The sequence below is a fragment of the Pseudomonas sp. PAMC 26793 genome (genome assembly GCF_000313235.1).
Lineage (GTDB): Bacteria > Pseudomonadota > Gammaproteobacteria > Pseudomonadales > Pseudomonadaceae > Aquipseudomonas > Aquipseudomonas yamanorum.
On the sequence record NZ_AMXG01000023.1, the window covers coordinates 523,323 to 548,905 of the forward strand.

At 59.7% G+C, this 25,583-nt stretch carries 24 protein-coding genes; 17 read left to right on the forward strand and 7 right to left on the reverse strand.

The window, feature by feature from the left end; all coding sequences use genetic code 11:
- Positions 1-7 precede the first annotated feature (7 nt).
- The 12 genes from tssE to D109_RS0109885 all read left to right on the forward strand — a co-directional run bounded on the left by tssE (position 8) and on the right by D109_RS0109885 (position 15,370).
- Complete coding sequence (tssE, locus tag D109_RS0109830; protein WP_026077864.1) at positions 8-523, forward strand: type VI secretion system baseplate subunit TssE; 516 nt, start codon at positions 8-10, stop codon at positions 521-523.
- On the forward strand, positions 520-2,379 hold the full coding sequence (gene tssF / locus D109_RS0109835) for a type VI secretion system baseplate subunit TssF (protein WP_017476734.1): 1,860 nt from the start codon (positions 520-522) through the stop codon (positions 2,377-2,379). The genes tssE and tssF overlap by 4 nt, the downstream gene beginning before the upstream one ends.
- Positions 2,343-3,386: a type VI secretion system baseplate subunit TssG gene (gene tssG, locus D109_RS0109840; protein ID WP_026077865.1), complete on the forward strand. Its 1,044-nt coding sequence runs from the start codon at positions 2,343-2,345 to the stop codon at positions 3,384-3,386. Before tssF ends, tssG begins: the two co-directional genes overlap by 37 nt.
- Positions 3,379-6,051, forward strand: coding sequence for a type VI secretion system ATPase TssH (tssH, locus tag D109_RS0109845; RefSeq protein WP_017476736.1), 2,673 nt, complete (start codon positions 3,379-3,381; stop codon positions 6,049-6,051). The genes tssG and tssH overlap by 8 nt, the downstream gene beginning before the upstream one ends.
- Before the next feature lie 158 nt (positions 6,052-6,209).
- Entirely contained in the window at positions 6,210-8,156 is a 1,947-nt protein-coding gene (locus tag D109_RS0109850) for a type VI secretion system Vgr family protein (protein ID WP_017476737.1), read from the forward strand.
- Between the two features lie 15 nt (positions 8,157-8,171).
- Entirely contained in the window at positions 8,172-8,606 is a 435-nt protein-coding gene (locus D109_RS0109855) for a DcrB-related protein (RefSeq protein ID WP_017476738.1), read from the forward strand.
- 14 nt (positions 8,607-8,620) lie between these two features.
- On the forward strand, positions 8,621-12,943 hold the full coding sequence (locus D109_RS0109860; RefSeq protein ID WP_017476739.1) for an RHS repeat-associated core domain-containing protein: 4,323 nt from the start codon (positions 8,621-8,623) through the stop codon (positions 12,941-12,943).
- Complete coding sequence (locus D109_RS1000000134870; protein ID WP_017476740.1) at positions 12,943-13,530, forward strand: hypothetical protein; 588 nt, start codon at positions 12,943-12,945, stop codon at positions 13,528-13,530. The genes D109_RS0109860 and D109_RS1000000134870 overlap by 1 nt, the downstream gene beginning before the upstream one ends.
- 71 nt (positions 13,531-13,601) lie before the next feature.
- The gene (locus D109_RS1000000134555; protein ID WP_017476741.1) at positions 13,602-13,760 is read left to right on the forward strand and encodes a hypothetical protein; all 159 of its coding nucleotides are present in this window, start codon (positions 13,602-13,604) and stop codon (positions 13,758-13,760) included.
- Positions 13,761-13,772: 12 nt separating this feature from the next.
- Positions 13,773-14,534, forward strand: coding sequence for a pentapeptide repeat-containing protein (locus D109_RS0109875; protein WP_177325504.1), 762 nt, complete (start codon positions 13,773-13,775; stop codon positions 14,532-14,534).
- Positions 14,535-14,663: 129 nt separating this feature from the next.
- Complete coding sequence (locus tag D109_RS0109880; protein WP_017476743.1) at positions 14,664-14,861, forward strand: hypothetical protein; 198 nt, start codon at positions 14,664-14,666, stop codon at positions 14,859-14,861.
- A gap of 134 nt (positions 14,862-14,995) precedes the next feature.
- A complete protein-coding gene (locus D109_RS0109885; protein WP_017476744.1) occupies positions 14,996-15,370 on the forward strand; it encodes a DUF4259 domain-containing protein in 375 nt (124 codons plus the stop codon).
- A 109-nt stretch (positions 15,371-15,479) separates the two neighbouring features.
- On the opposite strand, the gene D109_RS0109890 is transcribed toward D109_RS0109885, so the two are convergent.
- The 3 genes from D109_RS0109890 to D109_RS0109900 all read right to left on the reverse strand — a co-directional run bounded on the left by D109_RS0109890 (position 15,480) and on the right by D109_RS0109900 (position 17,311).
- On the reverse strand, positions 15,480-15,755 hold the full coding sequence (locus tag D109_RS0109890) for an HU family DNA-binding protein (RefSeq protein WP_003213368.1): 276 nt from the start codon (positions 15,753-15,755) through the stop codon (positions 15,480-15,482).
- Between the two features lie 191 nt (positions 15,756-15,946).
- Entirely contained in the window at positions 15,947-17,095 is a 1,149-nt protein-coding gene (locus D109_RS0109895) for an NAD(P)/FAD-dependent oxidoreductase (protein ID WP_017476745.1), read from the reverse strand.
- Positions 17,096-17,143: 48 nt separating this feature from the next.
- Positions 17,144-17,311, reverse strand: a complete 168-nt coding sequence (locus D109_RS0109900) for a rubredoxin (RefSeq protein ID WP_017476746.1) — start codon at positions 17,309-17,311, stop codon at positions 17,144-17,146.
- Between the two features lie 196 nt (positions 17,312-17,507).
- Here D109_RS0109900 and D109_RS0109905 point away from each other — a divergent pair, with 196 nt between their 5' ends.
- Positions 17,508-18,071, forward strand: coding sequence for a chorismate lyase (locus D109_RS0109905; RefSeq protein ID WP_017476747.1), 564 nt, complete (start codon positions 17,508-17,510; stop codon positions 18,069-18,071).
- A complete protein-coding gene (ubiA, locus tag D109_RS0109910) occupies positions 18,071-18,961 on the forward strand; it encodes a 4-hydroxybenzoate octaprenyltransferase (protein WP_017476748.1) in 891 nt (296 codons plus the stop codon). Before D109_RS0109905 ends, ubiA begins: the two co-directional genes overlap by 1 nt.
- Before the next feature lie 32 nt (positions 18,962-18,993).
- On the opposite strand, the gene D109_RS0109915 is transcribed toward ubiA, so the two are convergent.
- Positions 18,994-19,374 carry a hypothetical protein gene (locus D109_RS0109915; RefSeq protein ID WP_017476749.1) on the reverse strand — a complete coding sequence of 127 codons (381 nt, stop codon included), beginning with the start codon at positions 19,372-19,374 and terminating at the stop codon, positions 18,994-18,996.
- Positions 19,375-19,526: 152 nt separating this feature from the next.
- Between D109_RS0109915 and phoB the strand changes: the two genes are divergently transcribed.
- The 3 genes from phoB to D109_RS0109935 all read left to right on the forward strand — a co-directional run bounded on the left by phoB (position 19,527) and on the right by D109_RS0109935 (position 23,047).
- Positions 19,527-20,216, forward strand: coding sequence for a phosphate regulon transcriptional regulator PhoB (gene phoB / locus D109_RS0109920; protein ID WP_003195617.1), 690 nt, complete (start codon positions 19,527-19,529; stop codon positions 20,214-20,216).
- 43 nt (positions 20,217-20,259) lie between these two features.
- Positions 20,260-21,582, forward strand: a complete 1,323-nt coding sequence (gene phoR, locus D109_RS0109925) for a phosphate regulon sensor histidine kinase PhoR (protein WP_017476750.1) — start codon at positions 20,260-20,262, stop codon at positions 21,580-21,582.
- A 124-nt stretch (positions 21,583-21,706) separates the two neighbouring features.
- Positions 21,707-23,047, forward strand: coding sequence for a hemolysin family protein (locus tag D109_RS0109935; protein ID WP_003213385.1), 1,341 nt, complete (start codon positions 21,707-21,709; stop codon positions 23,045-23,047).
- A gap of 3 nt (positions 23,048-23,050) precedes the next feature.
- Here the strand turns inward: D109_RS0109935 and D109_RS0109940 are convergent, their stop codons facing one another.
- The 3 genes from D109_RS0109940 to phoU all read right to left on the reverse strand — a co-directional run bounded on the left by D109_RS0109940 (position 23,051) and on the right by phoU (position 25,555).
- Positions 23,051-23,701 carry a M23 family metallopeptidase gene (locus tag D109_RS0109940; RefSeq protein ID WP_017476752.1) on the reverse strand — a complete coding sequence of 217 codons (651 nt, stop codon included), beginning with the start codon at positions 23,699-23,701 and terminating at the stop codon, positions 23,051-23,053.
- A 68-nt stretch (positions 23,702-23,769) separates the two neighbouring features.
- On the reverse strand, positions 23,770-24,669 hold the full coding sequence (locus tag D109_RS0109945) for a response regulator (RefSeq protein WP_017476753.1): 900 nt from the start codon (positions 24,667-24,669) through the stop codon (positions 23,770-23,772).
- A 124-nt stretch (positions 24,670-24,793) separates the two neighbouring features.
- A complete protein-coding gene (phoU, locus tag D109_RS0109950; RefSeq protein WP_003213392.1) occupies positions 24,794-25,555 on the reverse strand; it encodes a phosphate signaling complex protein PhoU in 762 nt (253 codons plus the stop codon).
- Positions 25,556-25,583 lie beyond the last annotated feature (28 nt).

Sequence of the window (25,583 nt, forward strand, 5' to 3'; positions counted from 1 at the left end):
TGCTTTGGTGGTAACTGAAATTGCTTCCCGCGATCGCCTGCAACCGTCCCTGCTGGACCGGTTGACCGACGATGACCCGACCAATCCCAAGGAAAGCGCCGACAAACGCGTGCTGTCCCTGAGCCAATTGAAAGCCTCGGTGCTGCGTGACCTGACGTGGCTGCTCAACACCACTTCACTGCTCAACGCCGATGCAACCCTGCACACGCCGGCCGGTACGTCGGTGGTCAATTACGGGCTGCCGGCCCTGGCGGGCAACAGTGTCTCCAGTGTCGACGTCAGTGCCCTGGAAGCCTTGATTCGACAAGCTATCGCCACCTTCGAACCGCGCATCCTGCGTCATACCCTGCGGGTCAAGGCGCGCGTCGGCCACGGTGAGATGAACCATAACGCCCTGAGTTTCGAGATCGAAGGCGACCTGTGGGCGCAGCCGGTGCCGTTGCGCCTGTTGCTGCAAACCGACCTGGACCTGGAAACCGGCCATGTGCGTGTGGTCAACGCCGACCAGCGGAGACGCCCATGAACCCGCGCCTGCTGGAGCTATATAACCAGGAACTGCACCACGTGCGCGAAAGCGCCGCCGAGTTCGCCAAGGAATACCCGAAGATCGCCAGTCGGCTGACCCTGTCCGGCATGGACTGCGCCGACCCGTATGTCGAACGGTTGCTCGAAGGCTTTGCGTACCTCACGGCCCGGGTCCAGCTCAAACTCGACGCCGAGTACCCGACCTTCACCCACAACCTGCTGGAGATCGCCTACCCGCACTACCTGGCGCCGACCCCGTCGATGACCGTGGTGCAGTTGCAGGCCGATCCCGATGAAGGCTCCCTGGCCAGTGGTTTTCCACTGCCCCGCGACACCGTATTGCGCGCCGCCTTGGGCCGCGAAACCCAGACCTGCTGCGAATACCGCACCGCGCACCCGGTGACGCTGTGGCCGTTGCAGGTCGCCCAGGCCGAGTACTTCGGCAACCCGTCCGCGGTGCTCGGGCGTTTGGCTGCCAGCGAACCCAAGGCCAAGGCCGGCCTGCGCCTGACCTTGCGTACCGGCGCCGAGCTGCCGTTCAACAGCCTCGCCCTGGATAATTTGCCGCTGTACCTCAGCGGTGCCGACGAACAACCGTTCCGCCTTTACGAACAACTGCTGGGCAATGCCTGCGCGGTGTTCGCGCGCAAGCCCGGCGGTGATTGGGTTGAACGCCTGCCGGCGGACGCCTTGCGCTCCCGGGGTTTCGACGACGCCGATGCGGCAATGCCGGTGGTGCCTCGGGCATTCCAGGGCTATCGCTTGCTTCAGGAATACTTCGCCCTGCCCCACCGTTTTCTGTTCGTTGAATTCGCTGAGCTAAGCCGCGCCGTCAAGCGCTGTGACGGCCAGGAGCTGGAACTGATCGTGCTGTTCGACCGCCACGATCCGAGCCTGGAAGGCAGCGTCGGCAAGGCGCAATTCGTGCCGTTCTGCACCCCGGCAATCAACCTGTTTCCCAAGCGGGTGGACCGGATTCACTTGTCCGAGCGGGTCAACGAACACCATGTGATCGCCGACCGCACGCGACCGATGGACTTCGAGATTCACTCCTTGAGCGGCATCACGGGCCACGGCACCGGACCGGAGCAGCCGTTCTTGCCGTTCTACGCCGTGCGCGATCCGTCGCGCTATGGCCGTGACCAGGCTTATTACACAGTGCGCCGCGAACCCCGCGTGTTGTCCAGCGAGCAGCGCCGCAACGGACCACGCTCCACCTATGTGGGCAGCGAAACCTTCGTCAGCCTGGTGGACACCCAGCAAGCGCCGTACCGCCATGACCTACGCCAACTGGGCGTTACCGCGCTGTGCACCAACCGCGATTTGCCGTTGTTCATGAGCGTGGGCAACGGCAAGACCGACTTCACCCTGGCCGACAGTGCGCCGGTCTTGGCCGTGCGTTGCGTCGCCGGGCCAAGCCGCCCGCGCGCCAGCCATGCCCATGACGCCAAGGCCTGGCGCCTGATCAGCCAGTTGTCGTTGAACTACCTGTCGCTGAGCGAGCAAGGCCAGGGCGCCGCCGCCCTGCGCGAACTGCTGCGCCTGTATGGCGACAGCAACGACGCCGCCCTGCAATTGCAGATCGAAGGCTTGCGGGAAGTCAGCAGCAAAGCGGTGACCCGCCGCCTGCCAATGCCCGGCCCGATCGTGTTTGGCCGGGGCCTTGAGATCACTCTGGAATTTGATGAAAACGCGTTCCGCGGCACCGGCGTGTTTCTGCTCGGTGCGGTGTTTGAACGGTTCCTGGCACGCTACGTGTCGATCAACAGTTTTACCGAGACGGTGATCCGTACCACCGAACGCGGCGAGATCATGCGATGGAAAGCCAAGCCCGGACGCCGTCCGACCCTGTGAGTACCCTGGATGCGATGCATCAGGAGCCCTGGGAATATGACTTCTTCCAGGCGCTGCGTCGTATCGAGTGCGAATCCCCGGAGCTGCCACGCCTGGGGCATTCCCTGCGCCTGGCGGATGACCCGCTGCGTCTCGGTCAGCAGGCCGATTGCACCTTTGCGCCGGCCACATTGGCCTCGGTCGAACCTGGGGCTGAAGGCCAGCCGGCACGGCTGGAGCAGTTCTTCTTCGGCCTCGGCGGCCCCAACGGCCCGCTGCCTCTGCACATAACCGAGTACGTGCGTGAGCGCCAGCGCAACAATGCCGACAGCACCAGCAAGCGCTTTCTGGATGTGTTCCACCACCGCCTGCTGACCCTGTTTTATCGGGCCTGGGCCGAGGCGCGGCCTACCGTCAGCCATGACCGCCCGGACGATGACTACTGGTCAGCGCGCCTCGCGGCACTGAGCGGTCGCGGTACTCCGAGCCTGCTCAACCAGGGCCTGATCCCCGACACGGCGAAGCTGCATTACAGCGGCCACCTGTCGGCGCAAACCCGCTACCCGGATGGCCTGAAGGCGATTCTCGGTGAGTACTTCGGCCTGCCGGTGGAGATCGAAGAATACGTCGGCCAATGGCTGGAACTGCCCGAACGCAGCCGCGTGAGTGTCAGCGCCAACCAGCTGGGCGTGGACTTTTGCCTGGGCAGCCATGTGTGGGACCGCCAGCATAAATTCCGCATCCGCCTGGGCCCGCTGAAGCTCGATGACTACATGGGCATGCTGCCCGGCAGCCAGCCGTTCAACGAGCTGGTGGCGTGGGTCGCCGAGTACCTGGGCCACGAACTGGACTGGGACCTGAACCTGATCCTGCAACAACCGGAAGTGCCGGCCCTGCAACTCAACGGCCAGTTCCGCCTGGGCTTCAACACCTGGCTCGGCCAACCCGAGCATGACGCCAACGACCTAATCCTGGCCCGGCATTACGCCGAACACGCCAACACCTCAAGGAATCCAGAGCATGGGTGAAATCAGTCGCGCCGCACTGTTCGGCAAACTCAACAGCGTGGCCTACAAGGCCATCGAAGCCGCCACCGTGTTCTGCAAGCTGCGGGGCAACCCGTATGTGGAACTGGCCCACTGGTTTCACCAGTTGCTGCAACTGCAGGACTCGGACCTGCACCGCATCATCCGGCAGTTCAACGTCGAGCCGGCACGCTTGGCCCGTGACCTGACTGAAGCCCTGGACCGCCTGCCCCGTGGCTCGACGTCGATCACCGACCTGTCATCCCATGTGGAGGAAGCGGTTGAGCGTGGCTGGGTCTACGGAAGCCTGATGTTTGGCGAAAGCCAGGTGCGCACCGGCTACCTGGTGCTGGGGATTCTCAAGACGCCAAGCCTGCGCAATGCGCTGTTGGGGTTGTCCGGTGAATTCGACAAGATCAAGGCCGAAGCTCTGAGCGAACGCTTTGACGAATACGTCGGCGACTCGCCCGAAAATGCACTGAGCGCCAGCGACGGTTTCAATGCCGGGGCAGTGCCCGGCGAAGCCAGCGGTGCCATGGCCCCGAGCGCGATGGGCAAGCAGGAAGCCCTCAAGCGCTTCACCGTCGACCTGACCGAACAGGCCCGCAGCGGCAAGCTCGACCCGATCGTCGGGCGTGACGAAGAGATCCGCCAACTGGTGGACATCCTCATGCGTCGCCGCCAGAACAACCCGATCCTTACCGGTGAAGCCGGTGTCGGCAAGACCGCCGTGGTCGAAGGCTTCGCCCTGCGCATCGTCGCTGGCGACGTACCGCCAGCGCTGAAAGACGTGGAGCTGCGCAGCCTGGATGTGGGCCTGCTGCAAGCCGGCGCGAGCATGAAAGGCGAGTTCGAACAGCGCCTGCGCCAGGTCATCGAAGACGTCCAGGCTTCGCCGAAACCGATCATCCTGTTTATCGACGAAGCCCACACCCTGGTAGGTGCCGGTGGCGCCGCCGGGACCGGTGACGCGGCCAACCTGCTTAAACCCGCACTCGCCCGTGGCACCTTGCGTACCGTGGCCGCCACCACCTGGGCCGAGTACAAGAAGCACATCGAAAAGGACCCGGCCCTGACCCGCCGTTTCCAGGTGGTGCAAGTGGCCGAGCCGTCGGAAGACAAGGCGTTGCTGATGATGCGCGGCGTGGCCTCGACCATGGAAAAACACCACCAGGTACAGATCCTCGACGAAGCGCTGGAAGCGTCGGTGAAGCTGTCCCACCGCTACATTCCGGCGCGCCAGTTGCCGGACAAATCCGTGAGCCTGCTGGACACCGCCTGCGCCCGCGTCGCCATCAGCCTGCACGCAGTACCGGCGGAAGTCGACGACAGCCGCCGTCGAATCGAGGCGCTGGAAACCGAGCTGCAAATCATCGCCCGCGAGCATGCGATCGGCATCGCCATCGGCGCGCGCCAGACCAACAGCGAAGCGCTGCTGAGCGCCGAACGCGAGCGCCTGGCCACCCTGGAAAGCCGTTGGGCCGAAGAGAAAACCCTGGTGGATGAGTTGCTCGCCACCCGTGCAACCCTGCGTGAAAAAGCCGGTGTAGTGGACAGTGATGCGGGTAACCACGAGAGCGACGAACTACGTGCAAAACTGGTCGACCTGCAACAGCGCCTCTCCACACTGCAAGGCGAAACCCCGCTGATCCTGCCGACCGTGGATTACCAGGCCGTGGCCTCAGTGGTCGCCGACTGGACCGGCATCCCGGTGGGCCGCATGGCCCGCAACGAACTGGAGACGGTGCTCAACCTCGACCAGCACCTGAAGAAACGCATCATCGGCCAGGACCACGCGTTGCAGATGATCGCCAAGCGCATCCAGACCTCCCGCGCCGGCCTCGACAACCCGAGCAAGCCGATTGGCGTGTTCATGCTCGCCGGCACCTCCGGCGTGGGCAAGACCGAAACCGCCCTGGCCCTGGCCGAGGCCATGTACGGCGGTGAGCAGAACGTGATCACCATCAACATGAGCGAGTTCCAGGAAGCCCACACCGTGTCCACTCTCAAGGGCGCGCCACCGGGCTACATCGGCTACGGCGAAGGCGGCGTACTGACCGAAGCCGTGCGGCGCAAACCCTACAGCGTGGTGCTGCTGGACGAGGTGGAAAAAGCCCACCCGGACGTGCATGAAATCTTCTTCCAGGTGTTCGACAAAGGCGTGATGGAAGACGGCGAAGGCCGGGTGATCGACTTCAAGAACACCTTGATCCTGCTGACCACCAACGCCGGTACCGAGCTGATTTCCCAGGTCTGCAAAGACCCGGCGAACATCCCCGAACCCGAGGAAATCGCCAAGGCCCTGCGCCAGCCGTTGCTGGAGATTTTCCCGCCGGCACTGCTCGGCCGTCTGGTGACCATTCCGTACTACCCGCTCAGCGACGAGATGCTCAAGGCAATCACCCGCCTGCAACTCAACCGCATCAAGAAGCGCGTGGAGAACACCCACAAAGTCGCCTTCGATTACGACGACGACGTGGTCGACCTGATCGTGTCCCGCTGCACCGAAACCGAAAGCGGCGGACGGATGATCGACACCATCCTCACCAACAGCCTGCTGCCGGACATGAGCCGCGAATTCCTCACCCGCATGCTCGAAGGCAAGGCGCTGGCGGGGGTGCGGATCAGCACGCGGGATAACGAATTGCACTACGACTTCAACGATTGACCTGACGGAATGCGATCAAAACTGTGGGAGCGGGCTTGCTCGCGAACGCGGTGTATCAGTTGATGCATCCGGTGACTGATTCACCGCGTTCGCGAGCAAGCCCGCTCCCACATTTGGAGCCGGTTCCTACAGTTATTACGCAATTTACGGGTTAACCGATGTTATTCAACCAATCGTCACGCCTGGCCAAGATCACCAGCCCACTGGGGCCGGATGTGCTGCTGCTCAATGAAATGGGTGGCGGCGAAGAGCTGGGGCGACTGTTCAATTTCGAATTGCAGCTGACCTCGCTGGACGCCAACATCGACCTCAACCAGTTGCTGGGCAAGCCCATGAGCCTGAACCTGCAACTGGCGGACGGGGGCGAGCGGCACTTCCACGGCATCGTCGCCCGCTGCAGCCAGAACATCGACCAGGGCCAGTTCGCCAGTTACCAGGTGACCCTGCGCCCGTGGTTGTGGCTGCTGAGCCGCACCTCCGACTGCAGGATTTTCCAGAACCTGAGCATCCCGCAGATCATCAAGCAGGTGTTCCGCGACCTGGGCTTTTCCGACTTCGAAGACGCTCTGAGCCGGCCGTACCGCGAGTGGGAATACTGCGTGCAGTACCGCGAGACCAGCTTCGATTTCGTCAGTCGCCTGATGGAACAGGAAGGCATCTACTACTTCTTCCGCCACGAACAGGACCGCCACGTGCTGGTGCTGGCCGATGCCTACGGAGCCCACGCCAACGTGCCCGGCTACGCCTCGGTGCCCTACTACCCCAAGGACGAGCAGCAGCGCGAACGCGACCATATGCACAACTGGCACCTGGCACAGGAAGTACAGCCCGGCTCCCTTGAGCTCAACGACTACGACTTCCAGCGTCCCAGCGCCAGCATCGACGTACGCTCGGCCATGCCGCGCCCGCACACCGCCGGCGACTACCCGCTGTACGACTACCCCGGCACCTACGTCAAAAGCGAAGACGGCGAACACTACGCCCGCACCCGCATCGAAGCCTTGCAAACCCTGCACGAACAAGTGGAGTTCAGCGGCAACGCACGGGGCCTGGGCTCAGGCCACCTGTTCAGCCTCACCGGCTTCAGCCGCCGCGACCAGAACCGCGAATACCTGATCGTCGGCGCCCGCTACTACATCTCCCAGGAAAGCCTCGAAAGCGGCGGTGGCGCGCCTTCGGCCCAGTTCGAAAGCACCCTCACCTGCATCGACGCGCAACAGAGTTTCCGCCCGCTGGCCAACACCTACCGGCCCATCGTCAAAGGCCCGCAAACGGCGCTGGTGGTGGGCCCCAAGGGCGAAGAAATCTGGACCGACCAATATGGCCGGGTAAAGGTGCATTTCTATTGGGACCGCCACGACCAGTCCAACGAAAACAGCTCGTGCTGGATTCGCGTGTCGCAGTCCTGGGCCGGAAAAAACTGGGGCTCGATGCAGATTCCACGGATCGGCCAGGAAGTGATTGTGAGCTTCCTGGAAGGTGATCCCGACCGGCCGATCATCACCGGGCGGGTGTACAACGCCGAGCAGACGGTGCCTTACGACTTGCCGGAAAACGCCACCCAAAGCGGGATGAAAAGCCGCTCCAGCAAAGGCGGCACGCCGGCCAACTTCAATGAAATCCGCATGGAGGACAAGAAGGGGTTGGAGCAGTTGTACATCCATGCCGAGCGTAATCAGGACATCGTGGTGGAGGTGGATGAAAGTCATTCGGTGGGGCATGACCGGAACAAGAGTATTGGGCATAACGAGACGGTGACGATTGGCTCAAACCGCCTGCGGGTCGTGCGCAACAACGACACCGTGATTGTGGGCGGGGCCAAGTCTGACAGTGCCGCCACGACCTACACCGTCGAGGCTGGCGACAGTATTCGCCTGGTGTGCGGCGCCAGTGTGATTGAGCTCAAGGCCGGTGGAGACATCAACCTGACCTGTGGCTCGTTCAACCTGTTTTCCACCGGCAGCAGCAAAATCCAGACGAAGGGCAAACTGGATATCAACCTGGGCAGTGACAAGGGCACGGTGCCCGGTGCCCAAGGCGTGCAAAGCACGATCAAGTCCGCCGTCGAATCAAAATTCCCCGGCAAGCCCGGCGCTGGTCAATAACGAGATTTATCCACCATGAATTACCTGATCAACGAAGCCCAATTCACCCTGCCCGATGCAGAGGTGCAGGACACCTCGATCAACATTCTCAAGTTCGCCAAGCTGGGCACCACCCTGGTGGTGAGTCGCAGCCCCTTGGCAGATGGCGAGACCTTGCAAAACAACTTCGAGGGCCAGCTGAAAAAGCTCGAACAGCAGGTCAAGGACCTTCGTTATTCGCCGGCGCAAGCCATCAAGGTGGGGCCAGCGCAGGACATCGACGCCTTTGAAGTCCAGAACCGTTTCAACAAAGGCAGCGACAATATTTACCAATATCAGTTGGCAATGCAGATACCCGGCACACGCAACCTGATCGCCTTGAGCTACGTCAAGACCCAGCCCCTGGGGCCTGCCGAGGCGGCACATTGGGCAACGCTCAAGAACACGCTCAACTTTGCCGTCACCCCCTGAGCAGAGTCTGAACAATGAGTGAAGACCTCTGGGCTGCCCGCGAAGGCGACGCGCTGCTGCACACCTCGGTGATGGCCGATATTCTCGGCGGCGTGCTGGAAGTGGCCGCCTATGCCGCACTCACTACTGTGGGCTGCCTGGCCGTTGCAGGGGCGGTTTTCCTCGCGACCGGTGCGACCATCGCCACAGGCGGCGTTGCATTGGTCTTGGTAGTGGGGGCAGTCGTTGGGATCACCGCAGGGCTCACAGGGGCCGACCTGAAAATATCCAGTTGGTGCGAGTCCGCCGCCAACTGGGTGTTCCCGCCGGTGATTGATGCCTTCATCACCAGCGGTTCGGACAACGTCTTCATCAATGGCAAAAAAGCTGCCCGCGCCGCTGGCAAGATGACTGCGGTTCCGGTCGCACCCAGCGAACCGCCAGCCCCCAGCTTCCTGGACATGGCCGGGGAGTTTTTCTCACAGATGTGGCGCCCGACCGTCGCCTCCCCCGCCCCCGGTACCGAGCCTTGCCCGCTGGACACCGTGGGGTGCAACAAGCACCCGCCCATGCCCTTGCAATTCATTGCCGAGGGTTCCAGCTCGGTGTTCATCAATGGCCAGCCTGCGGCGCGCAGTGGCGATCGCAGCACGTGCGACGCCAAAATCGGCACAGCCCCGGGCCTGATCTCGCCGGATGTGCGCATCGGTGGCGGGACCATCGTGGTGCAAGAGATTCGCAGCGGCAAGACGCCGGGCGTGGGTTTGGCAATTGCGGTGGTGATGGCGTTGCGGGGTAACGTGAAGTGTTTCTGGACCAAGCTGCCGTGCATGCTCGGAAGTGCGCTGGTGGGGGGGGCGATCTCTTATGGAACAGCCAAGGTCACGTCCGCCCTCAAGAGTGCCATGAACGGCTCGCCCAATCCGGTGCACAGTGCGACGGGGGCCAAGGTCCTGGGCGAAGAGGAGGAGCTGGACTTTGTACTGCCGGGCCTGCTTCCGATTGATTGGCAACGTTTCTACAACAGTCTCGATACACGTCGCGATGGCCTCTTTGGCGCCGGCTGGAGCGTTGCGTATGAAGTGTCGATCGAGATAGAGGCCGACGAAAACCTGTTCTACATCGATGAGCAAGGGCGCCGCCTGGAGATCGGTTACATCCCCTTGTCCGGCGGAGCATTCGACCCGGGCGAAGGCCTTGCGGTCAGGCGTAGTGTCCACGGCGCGGTATTGATCGAGAGCATCGACGGCCTGTATCGCCTGTTCGAACCCGACCCGCTGAACAGCGCGCGGATGCGTCTGCAGCTGCTGGGTGATCGCAATGAAGGGCGGATCTTTCTCGACTACGACACTCAGGGGCGGCTGTATCGCCTGCGCGACACCCATGACTTGATGCACGTCGAACTGAGCTACTCGGCTGAACACCCACGCCGCGTGAGCCACATCGAACGGCGTTATCTGCGCCAGGAACATTTCGATGCGCGCAGCGACGTACTCGTCAGTTATCGCTATGACAGCAATGGCGATCTTTCCGAGGTCTTGGACGCACAAGGTACAACCCTTCGACGCTTTGCCTACGACAGCGGCAGGCGCATGGCCGAGCACCAATTGCCGAGCGGTTTGCGCTGCTTCTACCAATGGGCTGAAGTACCTGGGCCAGGCGGCGCGGAATGGCGCGTCAGTCGTCACTGGACAGATGCAGGCGATGAATACACCTTCGACTACGATCTCGATGCCGGCATTACCCGCGTGACCGATGGCCTGATGCGCGTCAGCACACGAGAGTGGAACCCGCAGTACCAGATCACTCGCTACGTCGACAACCTGGGCCATACGTGGCAGTTCGAGTGGAGCGAAGACCGCCAGTTGCTCGGCGCGACTGACCCGCAAAACGGTCAGTGGCGCTTCAATTACGATGAGTCCGGCAACCTGAGCGCGGTGATCGACCCGCTGTCCAGAACCAGCGGCACGCAGTGGCTGGCACATTGGGCATTGCCCCAAGTAGAAACCGACCCGGCGGGCAACAGTTGGCACTATCGCTATGACCAGCGAGGCAACTGCATTGAGGAAATCGACCCGCTGGGCAATAGCACACGCTATGTCTATGACGGGTTCGGTCAACCAGTGCGCATCATCGATGCCACGGAAAAAACCAAAACGCTGCATTGGAACGAATGGAGCCAACTGGTCGAAGCGGTGGATTGCTCGGGTTATCCCACCCGTTATCAATACGATGCCTTTGGCAATCTGGTGGTGCAGACCAATGCGGAAGGTGAGTCGGTTCGCTACCGGTACGGTCCTCAGGGGCTATTGCTGGAATGCCAGCTCCCGGATGGCCGCGTGGAACAGTTCCAGCGCAGCGCCAGCGGTTACTTGACGGCCCATGTCGACCCGGCCGGCAGCACCACGCGCTATGCCTATGACTTGCGTGGCCTGGTCAAACAACGCTGGGATGCGCACAACCGCACGGTCATGTTCGACCATGACGCCTATGGCCGATTGCGCAGGCTGACCAATGAGAACGGCGAAAGCTATCGCTTTGAGTGGGATGCATGCGACCGCATGGTGCGGCAGCAAGACCTCGACCAGAGTCAGCGCTGCTACACCTATGATCCGCTGGATGATGTCGTCGCCGTGGACTTCCTGCCGGGGACGGAAGGCGAACCGGTAGCGCCGCTGTTACACCAATTTCAGCGAGATCCGGTTGGACGCCTGGTCAGCAAAGTCACCGCGGACGGCACCACCGTTTACGAACATGATCTGAACGACCAACTGGTCGGCGTCACGTTCACCGCGATTGACGGTCGACAGCAGCGACTGGGTTTCAGCTACGACGCGCTGGGGCAACTGCTGCAGGAGCAAAGCACAGCGGGCTCCTTGCAGCATCACTACGACGAATTGGGGAACCTGATTCAGACCCAGTTGCCCGACGGTCGATGGCTGAACCGCCTCTACTACGGCAGCGGTCACCTGCATCAGTTGAATCTCGATGGAAAGGTCATCAGCGACTTCGAGCGTGATCGTTTGCATCGCGAAGTGCAGCGCACTCAAGGTCAACTCAGAACGAACACCGCGTATGACCGCAGTGGAAGGGTTCGCTCGCGCCAGCGCCGCAGTATTGACCAACCGTGGCAGTTGCCGCCGTTGGTTGAGACTGACTACAGCTACGATCCCAGCGATAACCTGATCGGGCGTCGGCGTGTTGACCGTGTTCATGATCGTCAAGAGCAGTTGGGTTACGACAGTACCGAACGTATTCTCGTCAGCCACCAAGTAGGCCAGACCGAAACCTTTGGTTATGACGCGGCAGCCAACCTGCTCGACGGCCCACGACAGGGTGGCTTGGTAAGGCATAACAGGCTGCTCACCTACCAAGACAAACGCTATAAATACGATGCTTTTGGTCGAATGATCGAAAAGCGTAGTTCTGCTCGAGGCTTGCAACGGTTTGCCTACGACGCAGAAAGCCGACTGGTTGAAGTGCGCAATGAAAACGGTAATGTGGTCAGGATGACCTACGACCCATTGGGCCGTCGCACTGAAAAAACAGAGCATGACAACGATGGCTATCCACTGGGGGTGACACGCTTCACCTGGGACGGATTACGCCTTCTGCAGGAACATAAACACAGTCAAACCAGCCTCTATATTTATGAGGACGAGGGTTACGAACCCCTTGCGCGTGTCGACGGTATGGGGCCGCTGCAAAAAATCCGCTATTACCACAACGACCTCAGTGGCCTACCGGAGCAGCTAACTGAGGATGACGGTCGTGATGTTTGGCGCGCGAGCTATCGGGTATGGGGTAACACCTCGGAAGAGGTGCGTGAACCGTCCTACATTGAAGAGCAGAACCTGCGATTTCAGGGGCAATACCTGGATCGGGAGACGGGGCTGCACTTCAATACGTTCAGGTTTTACGATCCGGCTGTCGGGCGGTTTACAACGCCGGATCCGATTGGGTTGGCTGGGGGGATCAATCTATATCAGTACGCGGTAAACCCGACAGGCTGGGTTGATCCTTGGGGGCTTTCGGCTTGCGCGCCGACACATCACATTGCCACCAATAAACACTCTAAATGGACTGCTAAATTTCGCGTCCTGTTTGAGAAAAACGGGTTGGGCAAGTTCAAAAATGGCAAGTCCCGCAGAGATGTCCTCAATGACCCGTTGAACAAAGTTGATGTGCCTGGACACAAAGGCCCGCACCCTGAAAAAATGCACGCAGAGATTTATAAACGTTTGAAAGCTGCTAGCAGAAAAGGATCGGATCAGTTTAAAGCGGAGCTCGCAGAGCTTAAAAAGGAAGCACTAGACCCCACATCCACTCTTAACAAAATTTTGAGGATGGTTGATTAATGAACTATTTCAAGCTCAATCCGAATGTCAGCAGTGAGAAATGGGAGGGGTACGTCAATCTTGGAGAGCTCATTTACAAGGGGGAGGAGGTCGATGACATAGCGCTTTCCAATAGCCGAGGACCGTGCAATTTGAAACCGCTGCATTATGAAATTCTTGTCGACGGTATAACCGCCCCAGTCAACACAATCGGAGCGGATTTCTTTGTATTCGATGAGTCTATTAAAGGGCTGGATAACCTGGCGGCCGAGCGTGTGCAATATTTACGCATCGCCCATGAAAGCCAAAAAGCACGTTACCGACTCTTGCATGCCTACAATCATGTCGACTGCGTCGATTGGGCCTTATCCAAATACGAAGCCTGGCCGGAAGAGCACGTGGTCAAGGAATGGCAAAATCCAAGAGGACGTTTTTTCTTCGATCCGGTACTGATCGCCAAAAAAATCCCTGAGACTGCCGAGGTCTTTCGTTTGGTGGGCTGGGGGGGAGCGTTCAACATCGTCATTTGTGAAGCCTACAAAGAGAAGTTGCTGGCGTTGGATTTCGATCACTCTTTTTTGGGGTTCCATCCCATCAACCTAATGTAATTGGAGAACTATTATAGGATCTGAGCCAAGAGCTTAAGCGCAATGTCAAAGCACGCTTTAAGAGATCGGACATGAGTCAGCTGACTGACTGTCACGTTTTTTGCGGCGTGGAGATGGCTCTTGCTGAAAAGAAACCCGCCTCGATGGAGGCCGACGGCGCAGAGGATTTCGCCCGGCAGCTTTACGAAGACGAAGACCATTTACCCTTAGGGTTGGGGCAATGGTTATGAAGGAATATTATGGTGAGTGACAAAATTTCATCAAAATTACTTTCCAGCGTTTCGCAGGACGGACTCGTTTTACCTAAAAAAACGCGTTTTGAAAACGAGCTGATCAGCGGTTGCAAATTAAAAGACGCGAAACTCTGCGATCCGATTTTTGATCAATGCTTTGTGGAAAATTGCGACTTTGAGAAAGCTGACTTTTCCGGCTCGCGATTCTTCAATAAAACATCCTTGACCCATTGCTCGTTCAAAAACACAAACTTTCAAGGATCAGGGTTCAGCAATAGCAAATTTGAGAACTGCACGTTTGTGAAGTGCGACTTTCGAGAAGCGTCCTTGAGGGACTGCACCTTCGTCAACTGTACGTTCTCTCAGTGCAAAATTATTGACAATTCATTTAATGCAAAAAACATATCCACTATTAAATTCGCTGGAAAACTCCAGGAAGTTAATTTCATATCAGACCAACCCAACACCCCACTTTCTGCCGACTTTGAACTTTGCAAACTCGATTATGTAACCTTTGAAAACTGCAACCTGGAAAATGTAATCCCCCCCATCGAGCCTGAACACATTTTCTTCAAAGACGTGGCGGTCCGTGCGAAAAAAGCACTTACCAGCATATCTGCAGAACCTGAAAGTCAGATCAATAAAATATTGAAGCGTCGACTGTTAAAGCTTACAACTCAAAAGGGCGCCATTTTCAATATTGAAAACCTTGAAGATTATGAGGGAAAGGAATTCACCTCACGATTTATTTCACTTCTTCAAGATGCTTAAGCAAGGCGCAGGAAAAAGACACATTAAGAGGGGACGGCCGTTTAATTACCGCACACCCATCTGCCCTCCTACTCCTATAAACTCAATTGGATGTACTAGGCAGAGAAAATCACTTATTAGGATTTGCCTATGTCTCGCCACGAATTAATAAAGCTTATATTGAAAATCCAGCACAACGAAGGAACTGAAGAAGAGGCAAGTGCGAACATAGACTTATTGGCAAATAGTGTTTTAGATCCGGATGCTGTCGACTATATCTTCCAACATGACTGGACTGCTGAGTTCATCGCCGACAAAATTATTTCGTACATCCCCATAGTATTATAAAGTGCAATCCTTATAGGGTGAGCACTAGGCCTGAGAACTATAAAATGGGCAGATTTATTTAGACCAATCATCATCAGGTAAATTAAATAAATCCGTGCCGGTCACCGGCGGGAAAGTTTTCTGAGAAGTAAAAAATGGGCGCCTGGAATTACAATCCTTGGGAAAACGATGAAGCCGCCGACTGGTTTCAAGAATTTTGGAAACAACAGAATTTCGCAGTCCTGATCAACGAAATTAACCAGTTTGATCCCACTGAAGAACGTTATGACGCCTTTAGGGCTGCCTGTTATCTATTACAAACCCTAGGCAACCCCTATATATGGCCAGCGGAGCATTTGGCAGAACTGAAGCCCCTGATCCAGCGCGCGATTTCAATACTGACGCAAATGATTGACCCAACCAATGAAGACTTGGGGTTTCTTGATATGTGGGGAGGCAGTGCTGATGTCATCAAGGCAGTGGAGGAGCAAGTCGACGCTCTAAAAACGCGTTTAGGCGAACTGGCTTAATCTGGCATACGTACCAGCCCCCAACAAAAAATGGGCACCCGACCCAGTCGGCGTGCCCATTTTTTATCCCGCGCTCACACTCGCATGTGCGTAGCGCAGGCTTCTTTACTTACGGATTGACGCTGTCTTTAAGCGACTTGCCTGGCTTGAACGCAACGGTGTTGCTCGCCTTGATTTTCACCGGCTCGCCGGTTTGCGGGTTTTTGCCGGTGCGGGCGCCGCGGTGGCGCTGCAGGAAGGTGCCGAAGCCCACCAGGGTGACGCTGTCCTTGCGATGCAGCGCGCCGGTGATTTCTTCGAGTACGGCGTTGAGTACGCGGTTGGCCTGTTCTTTGGTCAGGTCTGCTTTTTCAGCAATAGCGGCTGCGAGTTCTGGTTTACGCATAAGTGAAGCCTCTTTGACGGTTTTTTGTTGTTATGTCCGTGCTGCTCTCTTTTGGAGCAGCGCCCAAGGCGCCGCAGGCTCTACTCTGCGGCAGACGGGAGTGAGGATGGCATGCCATCGGGGCCTGCGCCAGTCTCACGGCGACCTTTCTACGGTCAAAATGATGCTTATTCCGACAGAACGACCAGCATTTACGCCAGCAGCGGCGGAAGTTCTTTGTTAAGGGCCAGTTTCTCCATCACGGCTGTGCCGGTCAGGGCGTAACCCAGCAGGCGGCCGCTGGCGTCGCGGCACAGGGCCTTGATGTCGCCGCCCTGCCCTTCGACGCTCCACACGCCTTCGGTACCCCGGGGCGGTGGCGAGACGACCAGCGGGCAGACCGGGGTTTTTACTGTGACGGGCATCGGCCCGTAGCTGACAGCGGTCGCGTTGCCCGCCAGCGTCTGCGCCAGGGCGCGGGCGCAGTTCATCAGGGGCATTACGTACAGCAGGTTCAGGCCATCGACCTCGGCGCAGTCGCCCAGGGCATAGATGTTGGCGTGGGACGTCTTGAGGTGGCGGTCCACCATGATCCCGCGATTGATCTGCAACCCGGCGGCCGCGGCCAGGTCGACACGCGGGCGCAGGCCGATGGCAGACACCACCAGGTCGCACTGGATCACTTCGCCATCAGACAGGTGGGCTTCCAGGCCGTCAGCGTTGCGCTGCAGGCGATTGAGCACCGGGCCCAAGTGGAAACGCGCCCCCAGGCCTTCGAGGCCGGCCTGCACCGCTGCGGCGGCTGCCGGGTGCAGCAGGGTCGGCATGACTTGCTCGCACGGCGCCACCAGGTCGATCTCGTAGCCCCCGAGGATCAGGTCGTTGGCGAACTCGCAGCCGATCAGCCCGGCGCCCAGCAGCAGCACCCGGCGCTTACCGGCCGCCGCCGCACGAAAGCGTGCGTAGTCTTCAAGGTCGTTGATCGGGAAAATCAGCTCGGCGGCGTCGCCCTGTACCGGCACCCGCACGGTTTCTGCGCCCCAGGCCAAGATCAGGTCGCGGTAGATCACCGCTTCCTCACCGATCCACAGGCGCTTGTGGCCCGGGTCTATGCCGCTGATGCGGGTGTGGGTACGCACTTCGGCCTTCAATTGCTCGGCCATGGCGCCCGGTTCAGCCATGCTCAGGCCGTCGGCTTCCTTGTTCTTGCCAAAGCCGGTGGAGAGCATGGGCTTGGAGTAGGAGCGCCCGTCATCTGCGGTGATCAGCAACAGCGGGGTTTCGCTATCGAGTTTGCGAAACTCCCGAGCCAGGTTGTAACCGGCCAAACCCGTGCCGACGATCACGACAGGTGCGTTCATTCCTTTCTCCTTGTAGTACGGTTCTTTAATTGCGTCTTAAATCAGCAATCAGCCGATTTCGATCATTTCGAAATCCATTTTGCCCACGCCGCAGTCCGGGCACAGCCAGTCTTCGGGGACGTCCTGCCACAGGGTGCCCGGGGCGATGCCGTCATCCGGCCATCCGTCTTTTTCGTCGTAGATCAGGCCACAGACGATACATTGCCACTTCTTCATTGCTCGCTTCCTCAAGGTCCAGGCGTACTGGCCGACGGTCGATAGATCCAGCCTTGCCGTGCGGCTCAGGGCGTTTTGTACTGATCGGCACGCGCAGATGCAAGCATGATCGACGCATGGGCCTGGCGCGCTCCGGCAAAAGTCCAGGGCACCATGGTAAGCTCGCCGCCTCATTAACTGCCAATAATGACCCTCCGTGCCGCATTCAATCGCCCTTTCCGATGCTTGCCGATGGCTGACCCAGAGCCTTCTGAGCCCACTGCCCGCGCCGCTGACACTCAACTGGTTGTTTGATGAAGGTTCCCTGACCCGGCGCTTGACTCGCCTGTCCGGCGATGGCTTCAGTGTGACCCCGCTGTTCGAAGGCTGGCAGCCGCTGCGAGACGACGAATGTGCCGCCCTGGGCTTGCCCGCCGCCAGCATCGGCTGGGTGCGCGAGGTGTATTTGCGTGGCCATGGGCAGCCGTGGGTGTTTGCCCGCAGCGTGGCAGCCCGCAGCGCCTTGCAGGGCGACGGTTTGCACATGGATGAGTTGGGCAGCCGCTCGCTGGGGGAGTTGCTGTTTTGTGACCATGCCTTCACGCGCCAGGCCATCGAGGTGTGCCGCTATCCACGGCAATGGCTGCCTACGGCAGACCAGGTCGATAACCTGTGGGCGCGCCGCTCCCGTTTTGATCGCGGGCCGCTGAGCGTGCTGGTGGCCGAAATTTTCCTACCGACCCTGTGGCAAGCCGTGCACGACCATCCGGAGCATTTCTGATGTACCAGCGCCTGCTCAAATCCCTGAATCACGTGAACCCGAGGGCCTGGGACTTCATCCAGTTGACCCGCATGGACAAGCCCATCGGTATCTATCTGCTGCTGTGGCCCACGCTGTGGGCGCTGTGGATTGCCGGCAAGGGTTCGCCATCGCTGCTCAATATCGCGATCTTCGTGCTTGGCGTGATACTCACCCGGGCCGGTGGTTGTGTCATCAATGACTGGGCTGATCGCAAGGTCGACGGCCACGTGAAACGCACCGAACAGCGGCCGCTGGTGAGCGGCAAGATCAGCTCGAAAGAGGCGCTGGTGTTCTTCGCGGTGCTGATGTTCATCAGCTTCCTGCTGGTGTTGCTGACCAATTCCATGACGATCTGGCTGTCCCTGGGCGGCCTCGCGCTGGCGGCCAGTTATCCGTTCATGAAGCGCTACACCTATTACCCGCAGGTGGTATTGGGCGCGGCGTTTTCCTGGGGCATGCCGATGGCGTTCACCGCCGAGACGGGCAGCCTGCCAGCTGCGGCATGGCTGTTGTACATCGCCAACCTTTTATGGACGGTGGGGTACGACACGTACTACGCCATGACCGATCGTGACGATGACCTGAAAATCGGGGTCAAATCCACCGCCATTCTGTTTGGCGATGCAGACCGGGTGATCATCCTGACATTGCAGGGCCTGGCACTGGTTTGCCTGTGGCTGGCGGGCATGCGTTTTGAGCTGGGGGGCTGGTTCCACCTCGGTTTGCTGGCGGCGGCCGGGTGTTTTGCCTGGGAGTTCTGGTACACCCGGGACAAGGACCGCCTCAAATGCTTCAAGGCGTTTTTGCACAACCACTGGGCCGGATTGGCGATTTTTGTCGGGATTGTGGCGGACTACGGGTTTCGGTGAAGGGCCAGGCCCCTCACCGCTAGCGGGTTGACTCAGGGCTTGGCGACCTTCCAGGCCCCGTCCATTTTGCCTTCGCCGGTCATGTCACCGGCCTTCTTGTCCATGACGAAGGTGTAGAGCGGCTTGCCGCTGTAGGCCCACTGGCTTTTCTGGTCGTCACGGGTGATGACGGTCCACTTGCCCATGGGCTTGTCGGTGGATTCGGCCATCAATGGCGGCCAATTGGCGGCGCACTTGTCGTTGCACATGGATTTGCCATCAGCGTCCTTGGCAAAGGTGTAGAGGGTCATGCCTTTGTGGTCCACCAGCATCCCGTCCTTGGTCATCGCCGGGTCTGCCGCAAACGCCAGTGTCGGCAGTGTTAACGCGGCCGTTACCAGCAGGGCTTTCCAGGAAAAAGTACTTTGAGTCATGGGAACCTTCCTTTTGTGGTTGTCAGGATTCGGATCCAAAGCGTAGTCCAGAGAGGCAAGGATTGCCCAAGCGACTAAATTACTGTCACACGACTGCAATAATTCCGTTATCTAATGCGGCGCAAGACAGTTAAATGACAAGAGGATTTAGCATGGTTGGCAGGAGCATTCTGATCGTTGACGACGAAGCGCCCATTCGCGAGATGATCGCCGTTGCGTTGGAAATGGCCGGCTATGACTGCCTGGAGGCGGAGAACTCCCAGCAGGCCCATGCCATTATCGTCGACCGCAAGCCGGACCTGATCCTGCTGGACTGGATGCTGCCCGGCACCTCCGGCATTGAACTGGCCCGCCGCCTCAAGCGTGACGAGCTGACCGGGGATATCCCGATCATCATGCTCACCGCCAAGGGCGAAGAGGACAACAAGATCCAGGGCCTGGAAGTCGGCGCCGATGACTACATCACCAAGCCCTTTTCCCCACGGGAACTGGTCGCCCGTCTGAAAGCTGTTCTGCGCCGTGCCGGCCCAACCGATGGCGAAGCGCCTATCGAAGTCGACGGCCTGATTCTGGACCCTATCAGCCACCGCGTGACCATCGACGGCAAACCCGCCGAGATGGGCCCCACGGAATACCGCCTGCTGCAATTCTTCATGACCCATCAGGAGCGCGCCTACACCCGCGGCCAACTGCTGGACCAGGTCTGGGGCGGCAACGTGTATGTTGAGGAGCGCACCGTCGACGTGCATATCCGCCGCCTGCGCAAAGCCTTGGGCGACGCTTACGAGAATCTGGTACAAACCGTGCGCGGCACCGGCTACCGGTTTTCAACCAAAGGCTGAGACAGACTGAACTGCACAGACAGCTGAAAGGACGCGTGTTTAAGTGAATCAAAACTGGTATGGCACCCTGATCCGCCACATGCTCCTGTTGATCACTGGCTGCCTGCTGGTGGGCCTGGTCAGCGGCTATTACGGCTGGAGCCTGGCCGTCGGCCTGGGCGTTTACCTGGGCTGGACCCTCAAGCAATTGCTGCGCCTTCACGAGTGGCTGCGCCAGCATAAACCTGATGAAGCACCACCCGACGGTTACGGCCTGTGGGGCGAGGTGTTCGACAGCATCTACCATCTGCAACGCCGCGACCAACGCGTACGCGGGCGCCTGCAAGCCGTGATCGACCGGGTGCAGGAGTCCACGGCCGCGCTGAAAGACGCCGTCATCATGCTCGACAGCGACGGCAACCTGGAATGGTGGAACCGCGCCGCAGAAACCCTGCTGGGCCTCAAGACGCCCCAGGACAGCGGCCAGCCGGTGACCAACCTGGTGCGCCACCCGCGTTTCAAGGAGTACTTCGAGCAGGACAACTACGAAGAAGCCCTGGAAATTCCGTCACCCACCAACGACCGCGTGCGCATCCAGCTGTACCTGACGCGCTACGGCAATAACGAACATTTGATGCTGGTGCGCGATGTCACGCGCATCCATCAGTTGGAACAGATGCGCAAGGACTTCGTCGCCAACGTCTCCCACGAACTGCGCACGCCGCTGACGGTGATCTGCGGTTATCTGGAGACACTGCTCGATAACGTTGAAGACGTGAACCCGCGCTGGACCCGTGCCCTGCAACAGATGCAGCAGCAAGGCGGGCGCATGCAAACCCTGCTCAACGACCTGCTGTTGCTGGCCAAGCTGGAAGCCACCGATTACCCCTCGGACAACCACCCGGTGCCGGTGCAAAGCCTGTTGCAGACCATCAAGAGCGACGCCCATGCATTGTCCGGGCAGCGTGAACAGCAGATTACCCTCGAAGCCGACCCATCGATCCTGCTCAAGGGCAGCGAGGGCGAGTTGCGCAGCGCGTTTTCCAACCTGGTGTTCAACGCCGTCAAATACACCCAGGACAAAGGCAACATCCGCATCCGCTGGTGGGCCGACGACCAGGGCGCACACCTCAGTGTGCAGGACTCCGGGATGGGCATCGACGCCAAGCATTTGCCGCGTCTCACCGAGCGCTTCTACCGCGTCGACTCCAGCCGCAACTCCAACACCGGCGGCACCGGGCTCGGCCTGGCCATCGTCAAGCATGTGTTGCTGCGCCATCGCGCGCGGCTGGAAATCAGCAGTGTGTTGGGCCATGGCAGTACCTTTACCTGCCATTTCCCGCCGGCACAGATGACACGTTCACGGGTCATTCATCAGGACGAGTGACCCTCCACCCGGCAGCCGCCACTAGGCAAGCGCCCCGTCAGCCGCTACATTGGCGGACTTGCGCCTGCCTTTCAGGCCCACCTGCTCACCCTTTTTGATTAGACGGAACCCGCAAAACCCCATCATGGACCCTTCCCCTGGCATCACCCTCGCGACACTCTTCGCCGACTTCGGCATGATTCTTTTTGCACTGATCCTGGTACTGCTCAACGGCTTTTTCGTTGCGGCGGAATTTGCCATGGTCAAACTGCGCTCGACCCGGGTCGAGGCCATCGCCCACAAGAACGGCTGGCGCGGGCAGATCCTGCGCACCGTACACAGCCAGCTCGACGCCTACCTGTCGGCCTGTCAGCTGGGTATCACCCTCGCCTCCCTGGGCCTGGGCTGGGTCGGTGAGCCGGCCTTTGCGCACATCCTCGAGCCCTTGCTCGGCGCGATCGGCGTGCAATCGCCGGAAGTGATCAAGGGCGTGTCGTTCTTTGCCGCCTTCTTCGTCATCTCTTACCTGCACATCGTCGTCGGTGAACTGGCGCCCAAGTCCTGGGCCATTCGCAAGCCCGAGTTGCTGTCGCTGTGGACCGCCGTGCCGCTGTACCTGTTCTACTGGGCCATGTACCCGGCGATCTACCTGCTCAACGCCAGTGCCAACGCCATCCTGCGCATCGCCGGCCAAGGCGAGCCTGGCCCGCACCACGAGCACCATTACAGCCGCGAAGAACTGAAACTGATCCTGCACTCCAGCCGTGGCCAGGACCCGAGCGACCAAGGGATGCGCGTGCTGGCCTCCGCCGTGGAAATGGGTGAGCTGGAAGTGGTGGACTGGGCCAACTCCCGGGAGGACCTGGTAACCCTGGACTTCAACGCCCCGCTCAAGGAAATCCTGGCGCTGTTCCGTCGCCACAAGTTCAGCCGCTACCCGGTGTACGACGCCGTGCGCAACGAGTTCGTCGGCCTGCTGCACATCAAGGACCTGCTGCTGGAACTGGCGGCCCTGGACCACATTCCCGAGTCGTTCAACCTGGCCGAGCTGACCCGCCCGCTGGAGCGCGTATCGCGCCACATGCCGCTGTCGCAACTGCTCGAGCAGTTCCGTAAAGGCGGCGCGCACTTCGCCCTGGTGGAAGAAGCCGACGGCAAGGTCATCGGCTACCTGACCATGGAAGACGTGCTGGAAGTGCTGGTAGGCGACATCCAGGACGAACACCGCAAGGCCGAGCGCGGCATCCTCGCTTACCAGCCGGGCAAATTGCTGGTGCGTGGCGACACGCCGCTGTTCAAGGTGGAGCGCCTGTTGGGCGTAGACCTGGACCACATCGAGGCCGAAACCCTGGCCGGACTGATCTACGACACCCTGAAGCGGGTGCCGGAAGAGGAAGAAGTGCTGGAAGTCGAAGGCCTGCGCATCATCATCAAGAAGATGAAAGGGCCGAAGATCGTGTTGGCCAAGGTGCTGTTGCTGGATTAAGCCTTACCGCGTGCCCAATGCAAAATTGGGCAGCGCCTGCACCGGCTGGTTGAATTCATAGGGAATCGACACCAGCCCCAGCGCCGTCGTGCGCTGCACCACAAAATGCAGATGCGGCCCGCTGCTGTTGCCGGTATTGCCCGACAACGCCAACGGGCTGCCTACCGCCACGCTTTGCCCTTCCCTGACGCTGACCGACCCGTGCTTGAGGTGCAGGTACACGCCCTGGGTGCCGTCATCGTGCTGGACCCGCACGAAATTGCCCGATGGATCACTGCCGCGCCCGGATTGGGTGTTCTCGGTTTTCAGCACCACACCTGCGCGTGCCGCAATGATCGGCGTGCCTTCGGGCATGGCGATGTCCATCGCATAGCGGCTTTTGAGCTCGGAGTGGCTGAAGGTGCCGTTGGGGCCTTGGGTGAGACGGAACGGGCCGCCACGCCAGGGTAATGGATAGCGATAGGATGCAGGCTGCGGAGGGAATAAAGGCTTGGGAATTACCCGCTCCTGATACACAAACGCCTGCGCTCCGGGCGTGTATCGGTCGCTGAAGACCACAACGCCGTCAGCGTCGATGGATTTGTAGAGGGTCATGGACATCGCCGGCATGACGACGGCGAACAGTCCACAGCACAGCAGTGAGCGCACGAGCATCGGTTGGCCTGCCAGGGACGACTGAATGGCAGGCTAACAAGGGATCATGACAGTGCTATGTGGGCCTATCACGCACCCGGCACAAAATGCTTCTGTGCTGTCCCGCGGGCGATCAGCCGCGAGATGTAGTCGAGCTTCTGCGCATCCTGATCGATAAACCGGAAGGTCAGTTGCAGCCAGTCACTGTCAGGCTTGGGCTCGTAGGCCACGACGGCGTGCAGGTAGCCGTTAAGACGGGCCACCTCGGCGTTTTCGCCCTGCTCCAGGTCGAGCACAGCGCTTTCCAGGACCTGGGGCAGGATTTCACCGCGACGCACCACCAGCAGCGCCTCCTTGATGCTCAGGGCCTTGATCACACATTGCTGGGTGCCACTGGACAGGCGCAGCTGGCCTTGGCCACGACCACCGGCTGGCGACGCTACCGCAGCAGCCTGCACCGGCTGGCTGTTGAGCAGGCCTTTGCTCGGCGCGGCCACCGGAGCCGGCTTGAGCGCTTCAGGCTTGCCGCCGGTCAGGGCGCTCAAGGAATCGTTGCCGAACGCCGAGTTCATCTTGGTCGGCGCGCTGGCGATCAGCGCGTCGAGGCGGCCGATCTTGTTCAGTGCCTGCTTGACCTTGTTCAGCAACTGCTCGTTGGTGAAGGGCTTGCTGACGTAGCCGGAAACCCCGGCCTGGATCGCCTGCACCACGTTTTCCTTGTCGCCACGGCTGGTCACCATGACAAACGGCATGGCTTTGAGATGAGGCTGCTCACGGCACCAGGTCAACAGCTCCAGGCCGGACATTTCCGGCATTTCCCAGTCGCACAACACCATGTCGAAGGTTTCGCGCATCAGGATGGCCTGGGCCTTTTTGCCGTTCACCGCGTCTTCGATCTTGATCCCCGGGAAGTAGTTACGCAGGCACTTCTTCACCAGGTCGCGAATAAACGAGGCGTCATCCACCACCAATACACTGACTTTGCTCATCGACCCTTCATCCTATAAAAACCCCGGCAAGCATAACGCTTCGCTGATGGCGTTTTGCCAAAAATTCCACCGCCACAAACGAAAACGCCCGACCAAAGGCCGGGCGTTTATTTCTCGGGCAATCTTACTTATCGTCAGGAACGCCCGGAACATTAGGGATTTGATCGGTTGTGCCTTCAACTTCTGCTTTCATGCGCTTGAGGCCCATGTGCCGCACGTCGGTACCACGGACCAGGTAGATCACCAGTTCCGAGATATTGCGCGCGTGGTCACCGATACGCTCCAGCGAACGCAGCACCCAGATGATGCTCAATACCCGCGAGATAGAACGCGGGTCTTCCATCATGTAAGTCGCCAGTTCGCGCAGGGCGGTCTTGTACTCACGGTCGATGGTCTTGTCGTACTGGGCCACCGACAATGCCAGTTCGGCGTCGAAGCGGGCAAACGCGTCGAGGGCATCGCGAACCATGTTGCGAACCTGGTCACCGATATGACGCACTTCGACGTACCCGCGCGGCGCTTCGCCCTCTTCGCACAACTGGATGGCGCGGCGAGCGATCTTGGTGGCTTCGTCGCCGATACGCTCCAGGTCGATCACCGACTTGGAAATGCTGATGATCAAACGCAAGTCGGATGCCGCCGGCTGACGACGGGCCAGGATGCGCAGGCATTCCTCGTCAATGTTGCGTTCCATCTGGTTGATCTGGTCATCGATCTCGCGCACTTGCTGGGCCAGGCCGGAGTCGGCCTCGATCAGCGCGGTGACCGCGTCGTTGACTTGCTTCTCCACCAGACCGCCCATGGCCAGGAGGTGGCTGCGCACTTCCTCAAGCTCGGCGTTGAACTGCGCGGAGATGTGATGGGTAAGGCCTTCTTTGCTAATCATGTTGGCGTCCTTGGAACGTCCAGTAAGG